Genomic DNA, 16,374 nt, shown 5'->3' on the forward strand with positions numbered 1-16,374 from the left:
GCAGCGGCGCGACAGTCCGGGCGTCCCCGGTCAGCAGGGCGCGCACGGCCGCGGGCGTCAGCGAGGAGTCCATGCCCCGACCGTAGCAAACACGTCCCCGCGCCGGGCCCGCCGGACGGCTCCGGCCGGACACCGCCGGACACTCCCGGGAGGCCTCACGCCCGTGTCCGATTTCCGCTAGCTTGGCCGCCCTGCGGCTGGCAGGATGGAGGAATGGATTTTTGGCAGCGCTACCGGGCGATCGACGCGCGGGACACCCGGTTCGACGGGCAGTTCTACACGGCGGTCCGCACCACGGGCATCTACTGCCGGCCCTCCTGCCCTGCCCGGACGCCCAAGTCGGACAATGTCACCTTCTACGAGACGTCCGCCGCCGCCCACGAGGCGGGCTACCGCGCCTGCAAGCGCTGCCTGCCCGAGGCGGTCCCCGGCACCCCGGCCTGGAACGTGCGCACCGACGTCGCCGCCCGCGCGATGCGGCTGATCAACGACAGCGTGATCGACCGCGACGGCGTCGAGGGCCTCGCCGCCCGGCTGGGCTACTCGGCCCGGCAGCTGAACCGGATCCTCAGCCACGAACTCGGCGCCGGCCCGCTGGCCCTGGCCCGGGCCAGCCGCGCGCAGACGGCCAGGACGCTGCTGGTCTCGACGCCGATGAAGGCCACCGATGTCGCGTTCGCCGCCGGCTTCAGCAGCGTCCGGCAGTTCAACGACACCATCGCGGAGGTGTTCGCCATGACGCCGTCGGCGCTGCGCGCCACCGCCCGCCACCACGGTCCGGCCCGCCCGGCACCGGGCTCGACGGCCCTGACCCTGAGCCTGCCGTACCGCGCGCCGTTCGACCCCGGGGTCTTCGGTTTCCTGGCCGTCCGCGCCCTGCCGGGGATCGAGGAGGGCACGGACCGCGCCTACGCCCGCACCCTGCGGCTGGCCCACGGGGATGCCCGGTTCCGGGTGGAGTACGCCGCGGACGAGCCCGGCCTGCCGCTGCGGCTCACGATCGGGGCGGTGGACCTGCGGGACCTGCCGGCCCTGCTCAGCCGGGTCCGCCGGCTGCTGGATCTCGACGCGGACCCGTCGGCGATCGACGCCGCACTGGGGGCGGACCTCCGGCTGCGGGGCTCGGTGGCCGAGGCGCCAGGGATGCGGATGCCGGGTGCGATCGATCCGCAGGAACTGCTGGTCCGCGCCATGATCGGCCAGCAGATCACCGTCGCGGCGGCCCGCACCGCCCTGGCCCAGCTGTCCGCCTGCGGGCCGGACAGCACCGTCCCCGGGGACGGGCTGGACCGGATGTTCCCCACCGCGGCGGAGATCGCCGAGGGCGGCCGGGAACTGCTGCGCGGACCGCGGCGGCGGATCGACTCGATCCTCGGGGCCGCGGCGGCCATGGCGGACGGCAGCCTGGACTTCGGCTACGGCGACAACCCGGAGAGCCTGCGCTCGAAGCTCCTGCCGCTGGCCGGCGTCGGCCCCTGGACGGTGGGGTACGTGTCCATGCGCGTGCTCGGCGCCCCGGATGTGTTCCTCGCCAACGACGCCGCCGTCCGCAACGGCGTCCGGTCGCTCGCCGCGGCCGCCGGCTCCGGCACCGGCACCGACCCCGACCCCGTCCCGGGCTCCCCCGCCCTCTCCCCCGAATTCAGCGAGGTCAGCCCGTGGCGTTCATGCGCCACCATGCACCTCTGGCGCGCCGCGGCAGCGGCGCAGGCCGCAGCTCGAACCACCACCAAGGCACGAAAGAAAGCAACGACATGACGGCCCAGCTCCTGACCCTGTCCACCCCGGACGGTCCTTTCACCATCATCGCCCGCGACGGCGTCGTCCTGGCCTCGGGCTGGACGGCGGAACCGGGCGCCCTGACCGGCCAGATCCACCCGACGCTGCGGCCCACCGAATACCAGGATGTGTCCGGCCTGGGCGCGATCTCGGCGGCGGTCGAGGAGTTCTACGCCGGCAGCCCTGAGGCTGCCATGGCGGTGCCGGTGCTGCAGAAATCGGGCCCGTTCCGTGCCCACGCCTGGGACATGCTCCGGACCGTCGCCGCCGGCCACCCGGTGACCTACACCGAGTACGCGGAACTCGCCGGCAACGCCAGGGCGGTCCGGGCCGCGGCCAGCGCCTGCGCGTTCAATGCCGCCGCGCTCTTCGTTCCCTGCCACCGGGTCATCCGCACCGACGGGACCCTGGGCGGCTTCCGATGGGGCCTGCCCGTCAAGGAAAGCCTGCTGGCCCGCGAGGCCGGGCAGGCGCCCCGGGGTTAGGCGCCCCAGGGCCCTGCATGCTACTTGGTGACGGGGACTCCGCCGGCCAGGGCAGCAGGGCCGGAAGGTCGACGCCGTCGGCCGCCGCGGTGGCACGCAGGCTGCCCAGGGTGGGGGTGCGCCCGGCCAGCCAGGCCGCGATGTCGGTCAGCATCCCGTTGATGGCGGTGGAGCGGCCGCCCGCCGCGCCGATGGCCACCGAGGGCAGGCCGAGCGGCTGCAGCACGAACCGCTGCCCCTCGGGCACCCGCGCGGCCAGGAAGTCGAAGAGGTGCTCGCAGAACGGCCGGCTCCAGGTCTCCGGGCCGCGGCCCGTCCCAAGGTCTGTGGCGTGGATGGTCAGCTCGCGCCAGAGCGCCAGGCCGCCGTCGAGCACGACGCCGTCCCGGAACGTGATGGGCGCCCGCCAGCCGCCTCGTCGAGCGAGCCGAAGGCGGCCAGCGCCCGGTCGATGGCCGTGCCCACGGCGGCGCGGTGCTGCTCCGCGCGGTGGCCGGCGGCCAGTTCGATGGCGCGGTTGCGGCCTTCGAAGCCGCCGTCGTAGAGCTCGACGCGTTCCCCGCGGGTGGCGTACTCCACCTGGCGGGCCATGGCGTTGGCGATCCCGGTGACGTGGGCCAGGACGTGGCCGCGGGACCAGCCGGGAAGTTCCGACGGCGCGGCCACCGCGGCGTCGTCCAGTCCGGCGGCGATTCCGGTCACGACGTCGGCGGCGCGGCGGAGTTCTGCCAGGAGGTTTTCGGGGGTGATGGAAGTCATGGCGCCCATCCTAACGGAGCACTTTGATTAATCCGGATTAACCGGGGCACTGCGCCGAAAACGTGATGCGCGGCGGTTAGAACGGGCCGTAGCGGTGCCGGATGTGCCGCCGGTCGTGGCGGGCCTGCCAGAATTCAAGCTCCCGGGGGCGCAGCGCGTAGAGCTGCCAGGCGGGGTTGGTGCTGCCGTCGGCGCCGGGCCGGGCGTCCCAGTCGGCGGCGGAGGCCTCGGCGGAGAGTTCCGTGACCCCGCCGGCGACGCGGACCTGGCGTCCCAGCGGCTGCCAGAAGAAGTTGAGCGCCGCGTTGGGGTTGGCGGCCAGTTCCCGGCCCTTGCGGGACTCGCGGGAGGTGGCGAAGTGCCAGCCGGCGTCGTCGATGTCCTTGAGGATCAGCATCCTGGCCGAGGGGCGGCCCTGCGCGTCGGCGGTGGCCAGGCTGCAGGCGTTGGGCTGCGGCACCCCGGCGGCCAGGGCCTCGTCGAACCACTGCCGGAACAGCTGGTCCGGGTCCTCCGGGGCCTGCTCCGGATCGAAGTCGGGAAGCTCGGCCGGGAAGTCGGGCAGGGCGCGCAGCGTGCGCCGGAAGGATTCGCTCATTCCGCCATGCTAGAGCGGGAAACTCCGGCGTCCAACGCAGAACGCTCCCTCACCTTTGGCAGGAATTCCGCCGACGCTCCCCCAACGAGTACGGAAGCGTCGGCGGGAAAGCCACCAGAGGTGAGGGAGCGTCGGCGGAAGGGCCACACAGAGGGCGCGTCCGGAGGGGCTAGCCGGCGTAGGCGCGCACGCCTTCCAGCTCGGCCTCGAGCGCCTGCAGCTGGCGTTCGACGGCGGCCGGGGCGGTGCCGCCCTGGGAGTTGCGGCTGTTCAGCGACCCTTCCGTGGACAGGACCGTGCGGACCTCCGGCGTGAGGTGCTCCGAGATGGCCGCGTATTCCTCGTCGGTCAGGTCCCAGAGTTCGACGCCGCGGCTTTCGGCCTGCTTGACGGCGGCACCGGAGAGCTCGTGCGCTTCGCGGAACGGCACGCCCTGGCGGACCAGCCATTCGGCGATGTCCGTGGCCAGGGCGAAGCCCTGGGGTGCCAGGGACTCCATCCGCTCAGTGTTGAACGTCAGCGTCGCGATCATGCCGGAGACGGCCGGGAGCAGCAGCTCCAGGGTGTCGGCGGCGTCGAAGACCGGTTCCTTGTCCTCCTGCAGGTCCCGGTTGTACGCCAGCGGCAGGCCCTTCAGGGTGGCCAGCAGCCCGGTCAGGTCACCGATCAGGCGGCCGGCCTTGCCGCGGGCCAGCTCGGCCACGTCCGGGTTCTTCTTCTGCGGCATGATCGAGGAACCGGTGGAGTAGGAATCATCCAGGGTCACGAAGGAGAACTCCTTGGTGGCCCAGAGGATCACTTCCTCCGAGACCCGGGACAGGTCCACGCCGATCATGGCGGAAACCCAGGCGAACTCGGCGAAGACGTCGCGCGCTGCGGTGCCGTCGATCGAGTTGTGCGCTGCGGAGAAGAAGCCCAGGTCCGCGGCGACGGCCTCCGGATCAAGTCCCAGCGAGGACCCGGCCAAGGCGCCGGAGCCGTAGGGCGAAATGCCGGCGCGCTTGTCCCAGTCGGCCAGCCGCTGCACGTCGCGCAGCAGCGCCCAGGCGTGGGCCAGCAGGTGATGGCTGAGCAGCACCGGCTGGGCGTGCTGGAGGTGCGTCCGTCCCGGCATCGCCACACCGTGGTGGGCCTTCGCCTGGTCCACCAGCGCGTCGATCGTGGCGAGCACGCCGCGGGCGATGATCCGGGCGTGGTCACGCAGGAACATCCGGCCCAGGGTGGCCACCTGGTCGTTGCGGGACCGGCCGGCGCGGAGCTTGCCGCCCAGCTGGGGCCCGGCCCGCTCGATCAGGCCGCGTTCGAGCGAACCGTGCACGTCCTCGTCGGATTCGGCCGGGGTGTACGCGCCGGAGGCGACGTCCGCGTCCAGCCGGTCCAGGGCGTCCAGCATGCCGGCCAGCTCGCCGTCGTCGAGCAGCCCGGCCTTGTGCAGCACGCGGGCGTGCGCTTTGGACCCGGCGATGTCGTAGCGGGCCAGCCGCCAGTCGAAGTGCGTGGACTTGCTCAGCGCGGCGAGGGCATCCGCGGGGCCGCCGGCGAACCGGCCGCCCCACAGCGCGCCCTGATTGGTCGCGCCAGCCTTGGTGGTTGCAGACTCAGCCACGCGGCCTACTTTCCGGCGACGCGGATGTCGCGGCCGGAGGCGACCTTGGCGGACATGCCCCACAGCTCGATGAAGCCGCGCGCCATGGACTGGTCGAAGGTGTCGCCGGTGTCGTAGGTGGCGAGGTCGAAGTCGTACAGCGAGGTGTCCGAGCGGCGGCCGGTGACGACGGCCTGGCCGCCGTGCAGGGTCATGCGGATGTCGCCGGAGACGTACTTCTGGGTGTCCTCGATGAAGGCGTCCAGGGAGCGCTTGAGCGGGGAGAACCACTGGCCGTCGTAGACCAGCTCGGACCAGCGCTGGCCGACCGTGGCCTTGAAGCGGGCCTGCTCGCGTTCGATCGTGACGTCCTCGAGGTGCTTGTGCGCGGTGATCAGCGCCATGGCGCCGGGGGCCTCGTAGATCTCGCGGGACTTGATGCCGACGAGACGGTCCTCGACGACGTCGATGCGGCCCACGCCCTGGGCGCCGGCGCGGCGGTTCAGTTCCTTGATGGCCTGCAGCGGGGTGACCTTGACGCCGTCGATCGCGACCGGGACGCCGGCTTCGAAGGAAATGATGACCTCGTCCGGGGCCGGGGGAATTCCGGGGTGGCCGTGTAGTCGTAGATGTCCTTGGTGGGACCGTTCCAGATGTCCTCGAGGTAGCCGGTCTCGACGGCGCGGCCCCAGACGTTCTGGTCGATCGAGTACGGGTTCTTCTTGGTGGTCTCGATCGGCAGGCCCTTTTCCTCGGCGAAGGCGATGGCCTTGTCGCGGGTGAGCGCCAGGTCGCGGACCGGGGCGATGCACTTCAGGTCGGGGCCGAGGGTCTGGATGCCGACCTCGAAGCGGACCTGGTCGTTGCCCTTGCCGGTGCAGCCGTGGGCCACCGTGGTGGCACCGAATTCACGGGCAGCCTTGACCAGGTGCTTGACGATCACCGGGCGGGAGATCGCGGAGACCAGCGGGTAGTGGCCCTGGTACAGGGCGTTCGCCTTGAGGGTGGGCATGCAGTATTCGTTGGCGAACTCGTCGGAGGCGTCGGCCACGTAGGCTTCGACTGCGCCGCAGCCGAGGGCGCGCTGGCGGATGGTCTCCAGCGACTCGCCGCCCTGTCCGACGTCGACCGCCACGGCGATGACCTCGGCGCCGGTCGCTTCGCCGATCCAGCCGATGGCCACGGAAGTATCGAGGCCACCGGAGTAGGCCAGCACAATACGCTCAGTCACTTCAAATGCTCCTTATGTTGGGGGAATTCTGTTGGGTCGTTGGTACAAGTGTGCGCCACGGACGGCCGGGCTATTGGCCGGTTTCGTCGGCCATGGCGAGGAAACGGGCGGCCACGTCGGCCCCGCCGGCCGGGTCGCGGGTGACCAGCAGGACGGTGTCGTCCCCGGCGATGGTGCCCAGGATGGACGGCATCACCGAGTGGTCGATCGCCAGGGCGAGGAAGTTCGCCGCGCCCGGCGGGGTCCGGAGCACCACGAGGTTTCCGGAGGCCTCGGCGGTGACCAGCAGTTCGCCGCAGAGCCGGGCGAGGCGCGCGTCCAGGATTTCCTGGGTGACGCCGCTCTTGGCGCCACGTTCGCCGCCCTCGCCGGGGACGGCATAGACCAGGACACCTTCCTTGCCGCGGACCCGGACGGCGCCGAGTTCCACCAAGTCCCGGGACAGGGTGGCCTGGGTGACCTGCACGCCGTCGTCCGCCAGCAGGGCCGCCAGCTCGGCCTGGGAGCGGACGGATTCGCCGGTCAGGATCGCGGCGATCCGGGCCTGGCGGGCCGTCTTGGTGGCCGGGCTGGCCCCCTGCGCGGCGGGCTGGACGGACATCAGTCCGCCCCGTCGACCGGTACCAGGCCCTCGACGACGGCCAGGCCGGAGCGGTGCATCAGCCAGGCCATCAGGGCTTTCTGCGCGTGCAGCCGGTTTTCGGCCTCGTCCCAGACCACGGACTGCGGGCCGTCGATCACGCCGGCGGAGATCTCGTAGCCGCGGTAGGCGGGCAGGCAGTGCAGCACGACGGCGTCCGGCGCGGCGAGGGTCATCGCGTCCTCGTCGACGGAGTAATCCCGGAACAGCTGCATCCGGGCTTCCTTCTCGTCCTCCTGGCCCATGGAAACCCAGGTGTCCGTGGCGACGACGTCGGCGCCGCGCAGGGCCTCGGCGGCGTCGGCCGCGATGAGCACCGAGCCGCCGGTCTCGGCGGCGCGTTCCTCGGCGGCGGAGACAATCTCAGCGGCCGGCAGGTAGCCCTCAGGGCCGCTGATCCGCACGTGCATGCCGGCGGTGACGCCGGCCAGCAGGTAGGAGTTGGCCATGTTGTTGGCCGCGTCGCCGAGGTAGCTCATAGTCAGGCCGGCGAGGAGCCCTTGTGCTCCTTGATGGTCAGCAGGTCGGCCAGGAGCTGGCACGGGTGGTAGTCATCGCACAGGGCGTTGATGACGGGGACGGCGGAGTTCGCGGCCATGGCGACCAGTCCGTCGTGTGCGCCGGTGCGCCACACGATCGTGGAGACCATGCGTTCGAGGACCTTCGCCGTGTCCTCGACGGATTCCTTGTGGCCGATCTGGGCCTCGCCGGGGTTGATGATCAGCGCGTTGCCGCCCATGTCCGCGACGCCGGTAGCGAAGGAAACCCGGGTGCGGGTGGAGGTCTTGTCGAAGATGACGGCGACGGTCTTCCGGCCGCTGGCCTCGGCGGCGTAGGGCTGCACGCTGTACGGCGCGGCCTTCATCCGGACGGCCAGGTCCAGCACCTCGGCCTGTTCGGCCGGGGTCAGGTCCGTGTCCTTGAGGAAGTGGCGGGTCTTCGGCTGTGACATGGCAGTCTCGGTCACTGGGCGTCCTTTGCGGTCTGGAGGAGGGCCGGCAGTGCGGCCAGGAAGCTGTCCGCCTGCGCCTCGGTGAGGATCAGCGGCGGGGCCAGGCGGATGGTGCGCGGGCCGGGGCTGTTGATGATGAACCCGGCGTCCAGGGCCGCGGCGACGACGGCGGGGGCGACGTCGGCGTCGAGGTCGAAGCCGATCAGCAGGCCTTCGCCGCGGACCTCGGTGACGCCGTCGATCCCGGCGAGGCCGGCGCGCAGGCGCTCCCCACGTCTTTGACGTGGCCGAGGACCTGCTGGTTTTCGAGCACGTGCAGGGTGGCCAGGGCGGCAGCGGTGGCCACCGGGTTACCGCCAAAGGTGGTGCCGTGCTGGCCGGCGGTGAGCAGCGCGGAGACCTCCGGACCGTAGGTGATGAGGGCCCCGATCGGGAAGCCGCCGCCGAGTCCCTTGGCGAGGGTCACGGCGTCGGGCACAATCCCGGCGTCCTCGCTGGCGAGCCACTTGCCGGTGCGGCCGATGCCGGTCTGGACCTCGTCCAGGATCAGGAGGGCACCGGCGGCGGTGGTGGCCTCGCGGGCGGCCTTGAGGTAGCCGGCGGGCAGGGGCCGGACGCCGGCCTCACCCTGGATGGGTTCGAGGATCACGGCGGCCGTGGTGTCGTCGATCTCGGACAGCAGGGCGTCGATATCGCCGAACGGGACGTGGACGACGCCGCCGGGCAGGGGTGCGAAGGGGGCCCGGTAGGCCTCCTTGTAGGTCAGCGCCAGCGCGCCCATGGTGCGGCCGTGGAAGGCACCCTCCAGCGCGATGATCTTGGTGCGCGGGGCCTCCCCGCTGTCCGGACCGGCGCCCGTGTTGCGGCGGGCGAGCTTGAACGCTGCCTCTACGGCCTCGGTGCCGGAGTTCGCGAAGAACACCTTGGACCCGGCGGGGGCCTTGGCGATCTCCAGCAGCTTCTCGGCCAGGGCCACCTGCGTGGGGCTGGTGAAGAAGTTGGAGACGTGGCCCAGGGTGGAGAGCTGGCTGGAAATCACCGAGGTGACGAAGGGGTGGGCGTGTCCCAGGGCATTGACGGCGATGCCGCCGAGCAGGTCCAGGTATTCCTTGCCGTCGGCGTCCCAGACCAGGCAGCCCGCGCCGCGCACTAGCACCCGCTGCGGCGCCCCGAAGACGCCCAGCAGCGAGGACGAGTAGCGGGAGAGCCAGTCGGCTCCATTGCTGCTCGGGACGATGGTGGTTGCGGCGGCCTCCGCAGCGATGGGGGCCCCGCCCGCTTCGCGGTGCCCGACCACACCCGGGCCCCCATCGCTGCTGCGGCCTTCAGCCGAATGGCTCAGTTCGGTGCTGCTCACTTTGCGTTCACTTCCTCATCGGGGACGACCTGGGTGCCGATGCCGGCGGTCGTAAAGGTTTCCAGGAGCATCGAGTGGGCCAGCCGGCCGTCGACGATGTGGGCGCGTTCGACGCCGTCGTCGACCGCCTTCAGGCAGGCCGCCATCTTCGGGATCATGCCTGACTCCAGGCGCGGCAGCATCCCGCGCAGCTCGGAGGCGGTCAGTGAGGAGATCAGCGAGGACTTGTCCGGCCAGTTCGCGTAGAGGCCCTCGACGTCGGTCAGGATGACCAGCTTGGAGGCGCCCAGGGCGGAGGCGACGGCCGCGGCGGCGGTGTCCGCGTTGACGTTGAGGACCTGCCCGGTGGTTGAGCCGTCCTCCTCGATTTCGGGGGCGACGGTGGAGATCACGGGAATCCGGCCCGCGGCGATGATGTCCAGGATGCCTTCGGGGTTCACGCCGACGACCTCGCCCACGAGGCCCAGGTCCACGTCCTCGCCGTCGACCACGGTGCCGGTCCGGACGGCCTGCAGCAGGCCGCCGTCCTCGCCGGACATGCCGACGGCGTAGGGGCCGTGGGAGTTGATCAGGCCCACGAGTTCCCGGCCCACCTGGCCCGTGAGGACCATCCGGACCACGTCCATCGCCTCCGGCGTGGTGACGCGCAGACCGCCCTTGAACTCGGATTCGATCCCGAGCCGGCCGAGCATGGCGTTGATCTGCGGGCCGCCGCCGTGCACCACCACGGGGTGGATGCCGACGTGGTGCAGGAAGACCACGTCCTCGGCGAAGGCGCGGCGCAGCTCATCGTTGACCATGGCGTTACCGCCGTATTTGATCACCATGGTGGTGCCGGCGAAGCGCTGGATCCAGGGCAGCGCCTCAATCAGCGTGCCTGCCTTGTCCTGCGCGTCCGCCATGGAGGTGGTCTCGCGGGCTTCGGTGCTCATGGTCGGTGGTCCCTTCCGGGTGGTGGGGTGTTCGTCGGGTGGTGTCCGGCGGCCGGTCAGCTGGAGTAGGCGCTGTTCTCGTGGACGTAGTCGTGGGTGAGGTCGTTGGTCCAGATGGTGGCCTCGGCCTCGCCGGCCTGCAGGTCGATCTCGACCAGGACCTCGCGCGGTTCCAGGTCCACCAGGGAGCGGTCCTCGCCGATGCTGCCGTTGCGGCAGATCTGCACGCCGTTCATCGCGACGTTGAGCTGGTCCGGTTCGAAGGCGGCGTCCGTGGTGCCGACGGCGGAAAGCACGCGGCCCCAGTTGGGGTCCTTGCCGAAGATCGCGGTCTTGAAGAGGTTGGAGCGGGCGACCGCGCGGCTGACCACCTCGGCGTCGCGTTCGTTAGCGGCGTTGAAAGTGCGGATGGAGATGTCGTGGCTGGAGCCCTCGGCGTCGCCGATCAGCTGCCGGGCGAGGTCCGCGCACACCTGGGTCAGGCCCGCGCCGAACGCCGCGGCGGAGGGGACCGAGCCGGAGGCGCCGGAGGCCAGGAGCACCACGGTGTCGTTGGTGGACATGCAGCCGTCCGAGTCGGTCCGGTCGAAGGTGACGCGGGTGGCGTCGCGCAGCACGACGTCGAGCATCTCGGGCTGGACCTCGGCGTCGGTCGTGAGGACCACGAGCATGGTGGCCAGGCCCGGGGCCAGCATGCCGGCGCCCTTGGCCATGCCGCCGATGGTGAACTCGCGGCCCTCGGCGTCGGTGCCGGTGAAGAGTGCCTGCTTGGAGACCGAGTCGGTGGTCATGATGGCGGTGGCGGCGGCCGGGCCGCCGTCGGCGCTCAGTTCCGCGGCGGCGGTACCGATCGCGGGGAGCAGCTTGTCCATCGGCAGCTGTTCACCGATCAGGCCGGTGGAGCAGACGAAAATGTCCGTCGCCGAGGCGCCGAGGGCCTCGGCGGTCTTTTCGGCGGTGGTGTGTGTGTTCTGGAAGCCCTGCGGGCCGGTGCAGGCGTTGGCGCCGCCGGAGTTGAGGATGACGGCGTCGACGCGGCCGTCCTTGATGACCTCGCGGGACCAGTGCACGGGGGCGGCGGCGACACGGTTGGAGGTGAAGACCGCGGCGGCGGCCTTGGCCGGGCCGTCGTTGACCACCAGGGCCAGGTCCGGGTTGCCGGAGGCCTTGAGGCCGGCCTTGACGCCGGCGGCGCGGAAACCCTTCGGTGCGGTGATGCTCACGGTGCGACTCCCTGCAGGTTGAGGCCGGCGGTCTCCGCCAGGCCAAGGGCGATGTTCATGGACTGGACGGCGCCGCCGGCGGTGCCCTTAGTGAGGTTGTCGATGGCGCAGGTGACGATCACGCGGCCGATCCGCTCGTCGAAGGCCAGCTGCATGGCGGCGTGGTTGGAGCCCTGGACGGACTTGGTGGTGGGCCACTGGCCCTCGGGCAGCAGGTGGACGAAGGGCTCCTCGTCGTAGGCCGCGGCCCAGGCCCGGCGCAGCTCCTCGGCGGTGACGCCCGGCCGCACCTTGGCGGTGGCGGTGGTGAGGATGCCCCGGCTCATCGGCGCGAGGGTGGGCGTGAAGGACACCGTTACGGGGGCGTTCAGCGCGTTGGAGAGGCCCTGCTCGATCTCCGGGGTGTGGCGGTGGCCGCCGCCCACGCCGTAGGGGCTCATGGAGCCCATGACCTCGGAGCCGATCAGGTTCACCTTGGCGGCCTTGCCGGCCCCGGAGGTTCCGGAGGCGGCGACGATGACGACGTCGTCGGCCTCCAGCAGGTGGTTGCTGAAGCCGGGCGTCAACGCCAGCAGCGCCGACGTCGGGTAGCAGCCGGGCACGGCGATGCGGGTCGCGCCGCGCAGGGCCTCCCGCTGGCCCGGCAGCTCGGGCAGGCCGTAGGGCCAGGTGCCGGCGTGCGGGGATCCGTAGAACTTTTCCCACGCCGCCGCGTCCTGGAGCCGGTGGTCCGCGCCGGCGTCGATCACCACCGTGCCCGCGGGCAGTTGCGCGGCGATCGCGGCGGAGGCGCCGTGCGGCAGGGCGAGGAAGACGACGTCGTGCCCGGCAAGGTTCTCCACCGTGGTGTCTTCGAGGATCCGGTCCGCCAAACCATGGAGATGCGGCTGGAGTTCGCCTAGTCTGGAACCGGCGTTGCTGTGCGCCGTGATAGCCCCGATGGTGACGTCCGGGTGGCCGGCAAGCAGCCTGAGCACCTCGCCGCCGGCGTAACCGCTGGCCCCGGAGACGGCAACAGAAATAGTCATAGCCCCAGCATACAGCAAGACTATGCATCGCTGCTGATATTTATGCATGCCGTCGCGGGCCCCTGCCTGGCCCGGTCCGTGCCGTCCGCCCCGTCACGGATGCTGGGCGGAGCCCGGGCCGGTCCTTAGGATGGTCACAGCACCCCGGGCACGGACCGCCCTGCCCGGAAGGCCCACACGAAGGAGTCACATGACGCACGCTATTGTCGCCCGGCAGGCCGGCGGCCCGGAAGTCCTTGAGCTCTCCCCCATCGACCGGCCCGTCCCCGGCCCCGGCCAGCTGCTGATCAAGGTCGCCGCGGTCGGGGTGAACTTCATCGACACGTACAAGCGCAGCGGCGCCTACAAGGTGGACTACCCCTTCATCCCCGGCTCCGAGGCGTCCGGCTCCGTCGAGGAAACCGGCGACGGCGTGACCGGCTTCTCCGCGGGCGACCGCGTTGCCACCGCCGAGGGCGTCGCCTGCTACGCCGGGTACGCGCTGGTGGACGCGGACAAGGCGCTGCCGGTGCCCCACGGCGTCGACGACTTCACAGCCGCCGCCCTGCCGCTCCAGGGCATCACCGCGCACTACCTGATCAACTCGACCTTCGAGGTGCAGTCCGGCCAGACCGTGCTGCTGCACGCCGGCGCCGGCGGCGTGGGCCTGCTGCTGATCCAGCTGCTCAAGGCCAAGGGCGCCCGGGTCATCACCACTGTTTCCACCGATGAGAAGGAGGCGCTGGCCCGCGAAGCCGGCGCGGACCACGTCCTGCGGTACGAGGGTTTCGGGGCCAAGGTGCGGGAACTCACCGACGGCGAGGGCGTGCACGTGGTGTACGACGGCGTCGGCAAGGACACCTTCGACGATTCGCTCGCGGCGCTCCGGGTCCGCGGCACCCTGGTGCTCTTCGGCGCCGCTTCCGGCCCGGTCCCGGCGGTGGATCCGCAGCGGCTGAACTCCGGCGGCTCGCTCTACCTGACCCGGCCCACCATCGTCCACTACCTGCGGGACGCGAAGGAACGCCGCTGGCGCTCCGACGAGCTCTTCGCCGCCGTCGCCGATGGCAGCCTCAAGGTGCGGATCGGCGCGAAGTACGACCTCGCCGACGCGGCGTCCGCGCACACGGACCTGGAACAGCGGCGTACCACCGGCAAGGTCCTGCTGGTCCCTTAACGCCCGCGTTATCCAGCCCCAACGAAAAGCTCCCCGCAACCGGCAGGTTGCGGGAGCTCTTCGTTGTGCCGGTTCGTACCGACGGACCCTGTTACCGCTGAGCCCTACTAGCGCTGGACGGCGCCGAAGCGTTCGTGGGCGGCGGCCACGGCCAGATCGCGGGCGGCCGAGGCCTCGTCCGCGGTCAGGGTACGGTCGTCGGCGCGGAAGCGCAGGTTGAAGGCCAGGGACTTCTTGCCGTCCTCGATGCCCTTGCCGGCGTAGACGTCGAACAGGGACACCTCCTCCAGCAGATCGCCGGCGCCCTCGCGGAGCGCCTCCAGCACGTCCTCGGCCGGCACATCGGCCGCCACCACGAGGGCGACGTCCTGGGTGGCCACCGGGTAGCCGGAGATGGGCCGGGCGACGATCACGTCGGCGGCCGCCTCGAACAGGGCGTCGGCGTTCAGTTCCAGCGCCACCGAGCGGGCGGGCATGTCGTGCGCCGCGAGCAGCTTGGGGTGCAGTTCGCCGGCGTAGCCGATCACCTCGCCGGTGCGCAGCGCCAGCTGCGCGGCCCGGCCGGGGTGGAATGCCTGGTGGCTGCCCTGGCTGACGACCAGTTCGACGCCGAGGACGTCGCCGGCCAGCCGGGCGATGTCCAGCGCGTCGGCGTAGTCCCAGGCCCGCGGGGTGTGGGCCGGGGCGGCCGGGGTGTCGTGGCCGGTCAGCACGGCCGCCAGGTGCAGCGGCTGGTCCGGGACGCCGTCGAACAGTCCGTCGAGGACCTCCTCGGCGGGGCGGGCGCCCAGCGGCGGGATCGAGGCGGTGCCGAGGGTCTCCCCGGCAGGAAGACCAAGCCGGTCTCGAAGAGGGCCAGGTCGCGGAAGCCGCGGGAGTGGTTCCGCTTCGCCACCTCGATCAGGCCGGGCAGGATCGAGGTGCGCAGGAAGCCCTGCTCCTCGCTGATCGGGTTGGCCAGCTTGAGCGCCTTCCGGTCCGCCCCGGCAACCGGGGTGCCGAAGGTGTCGTTGGCGGCCTTGGAGACGAACGGGTATGCCAGCACCTCGGTGAGGCCGGCGTCGGCGAGGGCCTGGACCAAGCGGCGGCGCTGCTGCTGCACGCGGGTCAGGCCGCGGCCCGGCGGGGCGACCGGCAGCGTGGCGGGGATCTTGTCGTAGCCCACCAGCCGCGCGATTTCCTCGGACAGGTCTTCCTTGGTCTCCAGGTCCGTCCGCCAGCTCGGGGCCGTCACGGCGTACCCGGCGTCGGTGGTCCGGACGTCGGCGCCGAGGTCCCGGAGCGAGGTGAGGATCTGCTCCTCTGTGAAATCGATGCCGATCCGCTCCGAGGCGAAGGTTGCCGGGAGGTCCACGGTGACGGCGTCCGGTGCGGTGCCCACGTCGGTGCCCTCGGCGTCCGCCGTTCCGCCGGCGAGCTCCACCAGCAGGTCGACCACGCGCTGGGCGGCCACCGGGGCGACGTACCAGTCAACGCCGCGCTCGAAGCGCTTGGACGCCTCGGACGGGAGCTTGTGGCGGCGGCGGGAACGGGCGATCGAGACCTCGTCGAAGTGCGCGGACTCGACCAGGATGTTGGTGGTGGCGTCGGAAACCTCGGTCGCCGCGCCGCCCATCACGCCGGCGATGCCGATCGCGCCGGAACCGTCCGTGATCAGCAGGTCCTCGGCGTCGAGCGTGCGCTCCTTGGCGTCGAGGGTGGTGATCTTCTCGCCCTGGGCTGCGCGGCGGACCACGATGCCGCCGGTGAGGGTATCCAGGTCGTAGCAGTGCGTGGGCTGGCCCAGCTCGAGCATCACGTAGTTGGAGATGTCCACCGGCAGCGAGATGGACCGGATGCCGGCGAGACGCAGCCGGGAGGTCATCCACGGCGGCGTCGGCTTCGTGGCGTCGACACCGCGGAGGGTGCGGGCCACGAACCGGTCACAACCGGCGTTTCCGTAGATCGGGGCGTCGTCGTTGAGCTTGACGTCGAAGCCGCCGGAAAGTTCCGCCGGGGGTGACCTTCGACGCCGGGTCCGTGAACGGCGTGCCGGTGGCGTGGGCGTATTCACGGGCCACGCCACGGATCGAGAATGCGTAGCCCCGGTCCGGGGTGACGTTGATTTCCGCGGCCTGGTCATAGAGGCCGAGCAGCTCCATCGCGTCGGTGCCGATTTCCGGGTCAAGCCCAATGCGGGAGAGGACCAGGATGCCGTCGTGGTCCTCGCCGATGCCGAGTTCCCGCACGGAGGCGATCATGCCGGCGGAGAGGTGGCCGTAGGTCTTGCGGGCGGAGATGCGGAAGTCGCCGGGCAGCACGGCGCCGGGAAGGGTGACAACCACCTTGTCGCCCTCGACGAAGTTGTGCGCGCCGCAGATGATGCCCTGCACGCCGGAGGGGTCGATGCCCTCGCCGGTGAGGGTCTGCTCCTGGCCCTCGGGGACCACGCGGACCTGGCACCAGTTGATGGTCTTGCCGTTGGATTGGGGTTCCTTGACCAGGGACAGCACCTGGCCGACGACGATGGGACCCTGCAGGGTGTCGGTGGGCCGGTGCACGGCCTCTTCTTCGAAACCGACCTTCACAAGGTCGGCCATGACGTCCTCGGCGCTCGCACCGGCAGGAACGGCCGCGAATTCACGCAGCCAGGAAAGGGGGATACGCACT

General features: G+C 71.3%; 9 protein-coding genes and 5 pseudogenes. 3 read left to right on the top strand and 11 right to left on the bottom strand.

What is annotated here, in order from left to right:
- Window positions 1-213 precede the first annotated feature (213 nt).
- Window positions 214-1,758 carry a DNA-3-methyladenine glycosylase 2 family protein gene (locus ACRQ5B_RS00005; RefSeq protein ID WP_432395737.1) on the top strand — a complete coding sequence of 515 codons (1,545 nt, stop codon included), beginning with the start codon at window positions 214-216 and terminating at the stop codon, window positions 1,756-1,758.
- Window positions 1,755-2,264: a methylated-DNA--[protein]-cysteine S-methyltransferase gene (locus ACRQ5B_RS00010; RefSeq protein ID WP_432395740.1), complete on the top strand. Its 510-nt coding sequence runs from the start codon at window positions 1,755-1,757 to the stop codon at window positions 2,262-2,264. Before ACRQ5B_RS00005 ends, ACRQ5B_RS00010 begins: the two co-directional genes overlap by 4 nt.
- Before the next feature lie 28 nt (window positions 2,265-2,292).
- Here the strand turns inward: ACRQ5B_RS00010 and ACRQ5B_RS00015 are convergent.
- From ACRQ5B_RS00015 to argC, 10 genes and pseudogenes are all read right to left on the bottom strand, one after another.
- Window positions 2,293-3,023 (bottom strand): annotated as a pseudogene (locus tag ACRQ5B_RS00015) (maleylpyruvate isomerase family mycothiol-dependent enzyme); the annotation flags it as partial.
- Window positions 3,024-3,099: 76 nt separating this feature from the next.
- The gene (locus ACRQ5B_RS00020; protein ID WP_432395743.1) at window positions 3,100-3,621 is read right to left on the bottom strand and encodes a pyridoxine/pyridoxamine 5'-phosphate oxidase; all 522 of its coding nucleotides are present in this window, start codon (window positions 3,619-3,621) and stop codon (window positions 3,100-3,102) included.
- Between the two features lie 169 nt (window positions 3,622-3,790).
- Window positions 3,791-5,227 (bottom strand): argininosuccinate lyase, encoded by a 1,437-nt coding sequence (gene argH / locus ACRQ5B_RS00025; protein ID WP_432395746.1) that lies wholly within the window; start codon window positions 5,225-5,227, stop codon window positions 3,791-3,793.
- A 5-nt stretch (window positions 5,228-5,232) separates the two neighbouring features.
- A pseudogene (locus ACRQ5B_RS00030) lies at window positions 5,233-6,437 on the bottom strand (argininosuccinate synthase).
- 70 nt (window positions 6,438-6,507) lie between these two features.
- Complete coding sequence (locus ACRQ5B_RS00035; protein ID WP_290258273.1) at window positions 6,508-7,038, bottom strand: arginine repressor; 531 nt, start codon at window positions 7,036-7,038, stop codon at window positions 6,508-6,510.
- Window positions 7,038-8,029: pseudogene (gene argF / locus ACRQ5B_RS00040) on the bottom strand (ornithine carbamoyltransferase). The gene ACRQ5B_RS00035 and the pseudogene argF overlap by 1 nt, the downstream one beginning before the upstream one ends.
- A gap of 11 nt (window positions 8,030-8,040) precedes the next feature.
- Window positions 8,041-9,293: pseudogene (locus ACRQ5B_RS00045) on the bottom strand (acetylornithine transaminase).
- 89 nt (window positions 9,294-9,382) lie between these two features.
- Window positions 9,383-10,318: an acetylglutamate kinase gene (gene argB, locus ACRQ5B_RS00050; protein ID WP_400159479.1), complete on the bottom strand. Its 936-nt coding sequence runs from the start codon at window positions 10,316-10,318 to the stop codon at window positions 9,383-9,385.
- Window positions 10,319-10,374: 56 nt separating this feature from the next.
- Window positions 10,375-11,541 (bottom strand): bifunctional glutamate N-acetyltransferase/amino-acid acetyltransferase ArgJ, encoded by a 1,167-nt coding sequence (argJ, locus tag ACRQ5B_RS00055; RefSeq protein ID WP_412882633.1) that lies wholly within the window; start codon window positions 11,539-11,541, stop codon window positions 10,375-10,377.
- The gene (gene argC / locus ACRQ5B_RS00060; RefSeq protein ID WP_412882632.1) at window positions 11,538-12,569 is read right to left on the bottom strand and encodes an N-acetyl-gamma-glutamyl-phosphate reductase; all 1,032 of its coding nucleotides are present in this window, start codon (window positions 12,567-12,569) and stop codon (window positions 11,538-11,540) included. Before argC ends, argJ begins: the two co-directional genes overlap by 4 nt.
- A gap of 190 nt (window positions 12,570-12,759) precedes the next feature.
- Here argC and ACRQ5B_RS00065 point away from each other — a divergent pair, with 190 nt between their 5' ends.
- Window positions 12,760-13,725 carry a quinone oxidoreductase family protein gene (locus tag ACRQ5B_RS00065; protein ID WP_432395752.1) on the top strand — a complete coding sequence of 322 codons (966 nt, stop codon included), beginning with the start codon at window positions 12,760-12,762 and terminating at the stop codon, window positions 13,723-13,725.
- Window positions 13,726-13,832: 107 nt separating this feature from the next.
- Here the strand turns inward: ACRQ5B_RS00065 and pheT are convergent.
- Window positions 13,833-16,373: pseudogene (gene pheT / locus ACRQ5B_RS00070) on the bottom strand (phenylalanine--tRNA ligase subunit beta).
- Window position 16,374 lies beyond the last annotated feature (1 nt).

This window comes from Pseudarthrobacter sp. L19 (assembly GCF_050859435.1).
Taxonomy (GTDB): domain Bacteria; phylum Actinomycetota; class Actinomycetes; order Actinomycetales; family Micrococcaceae; genus Arthrobacter.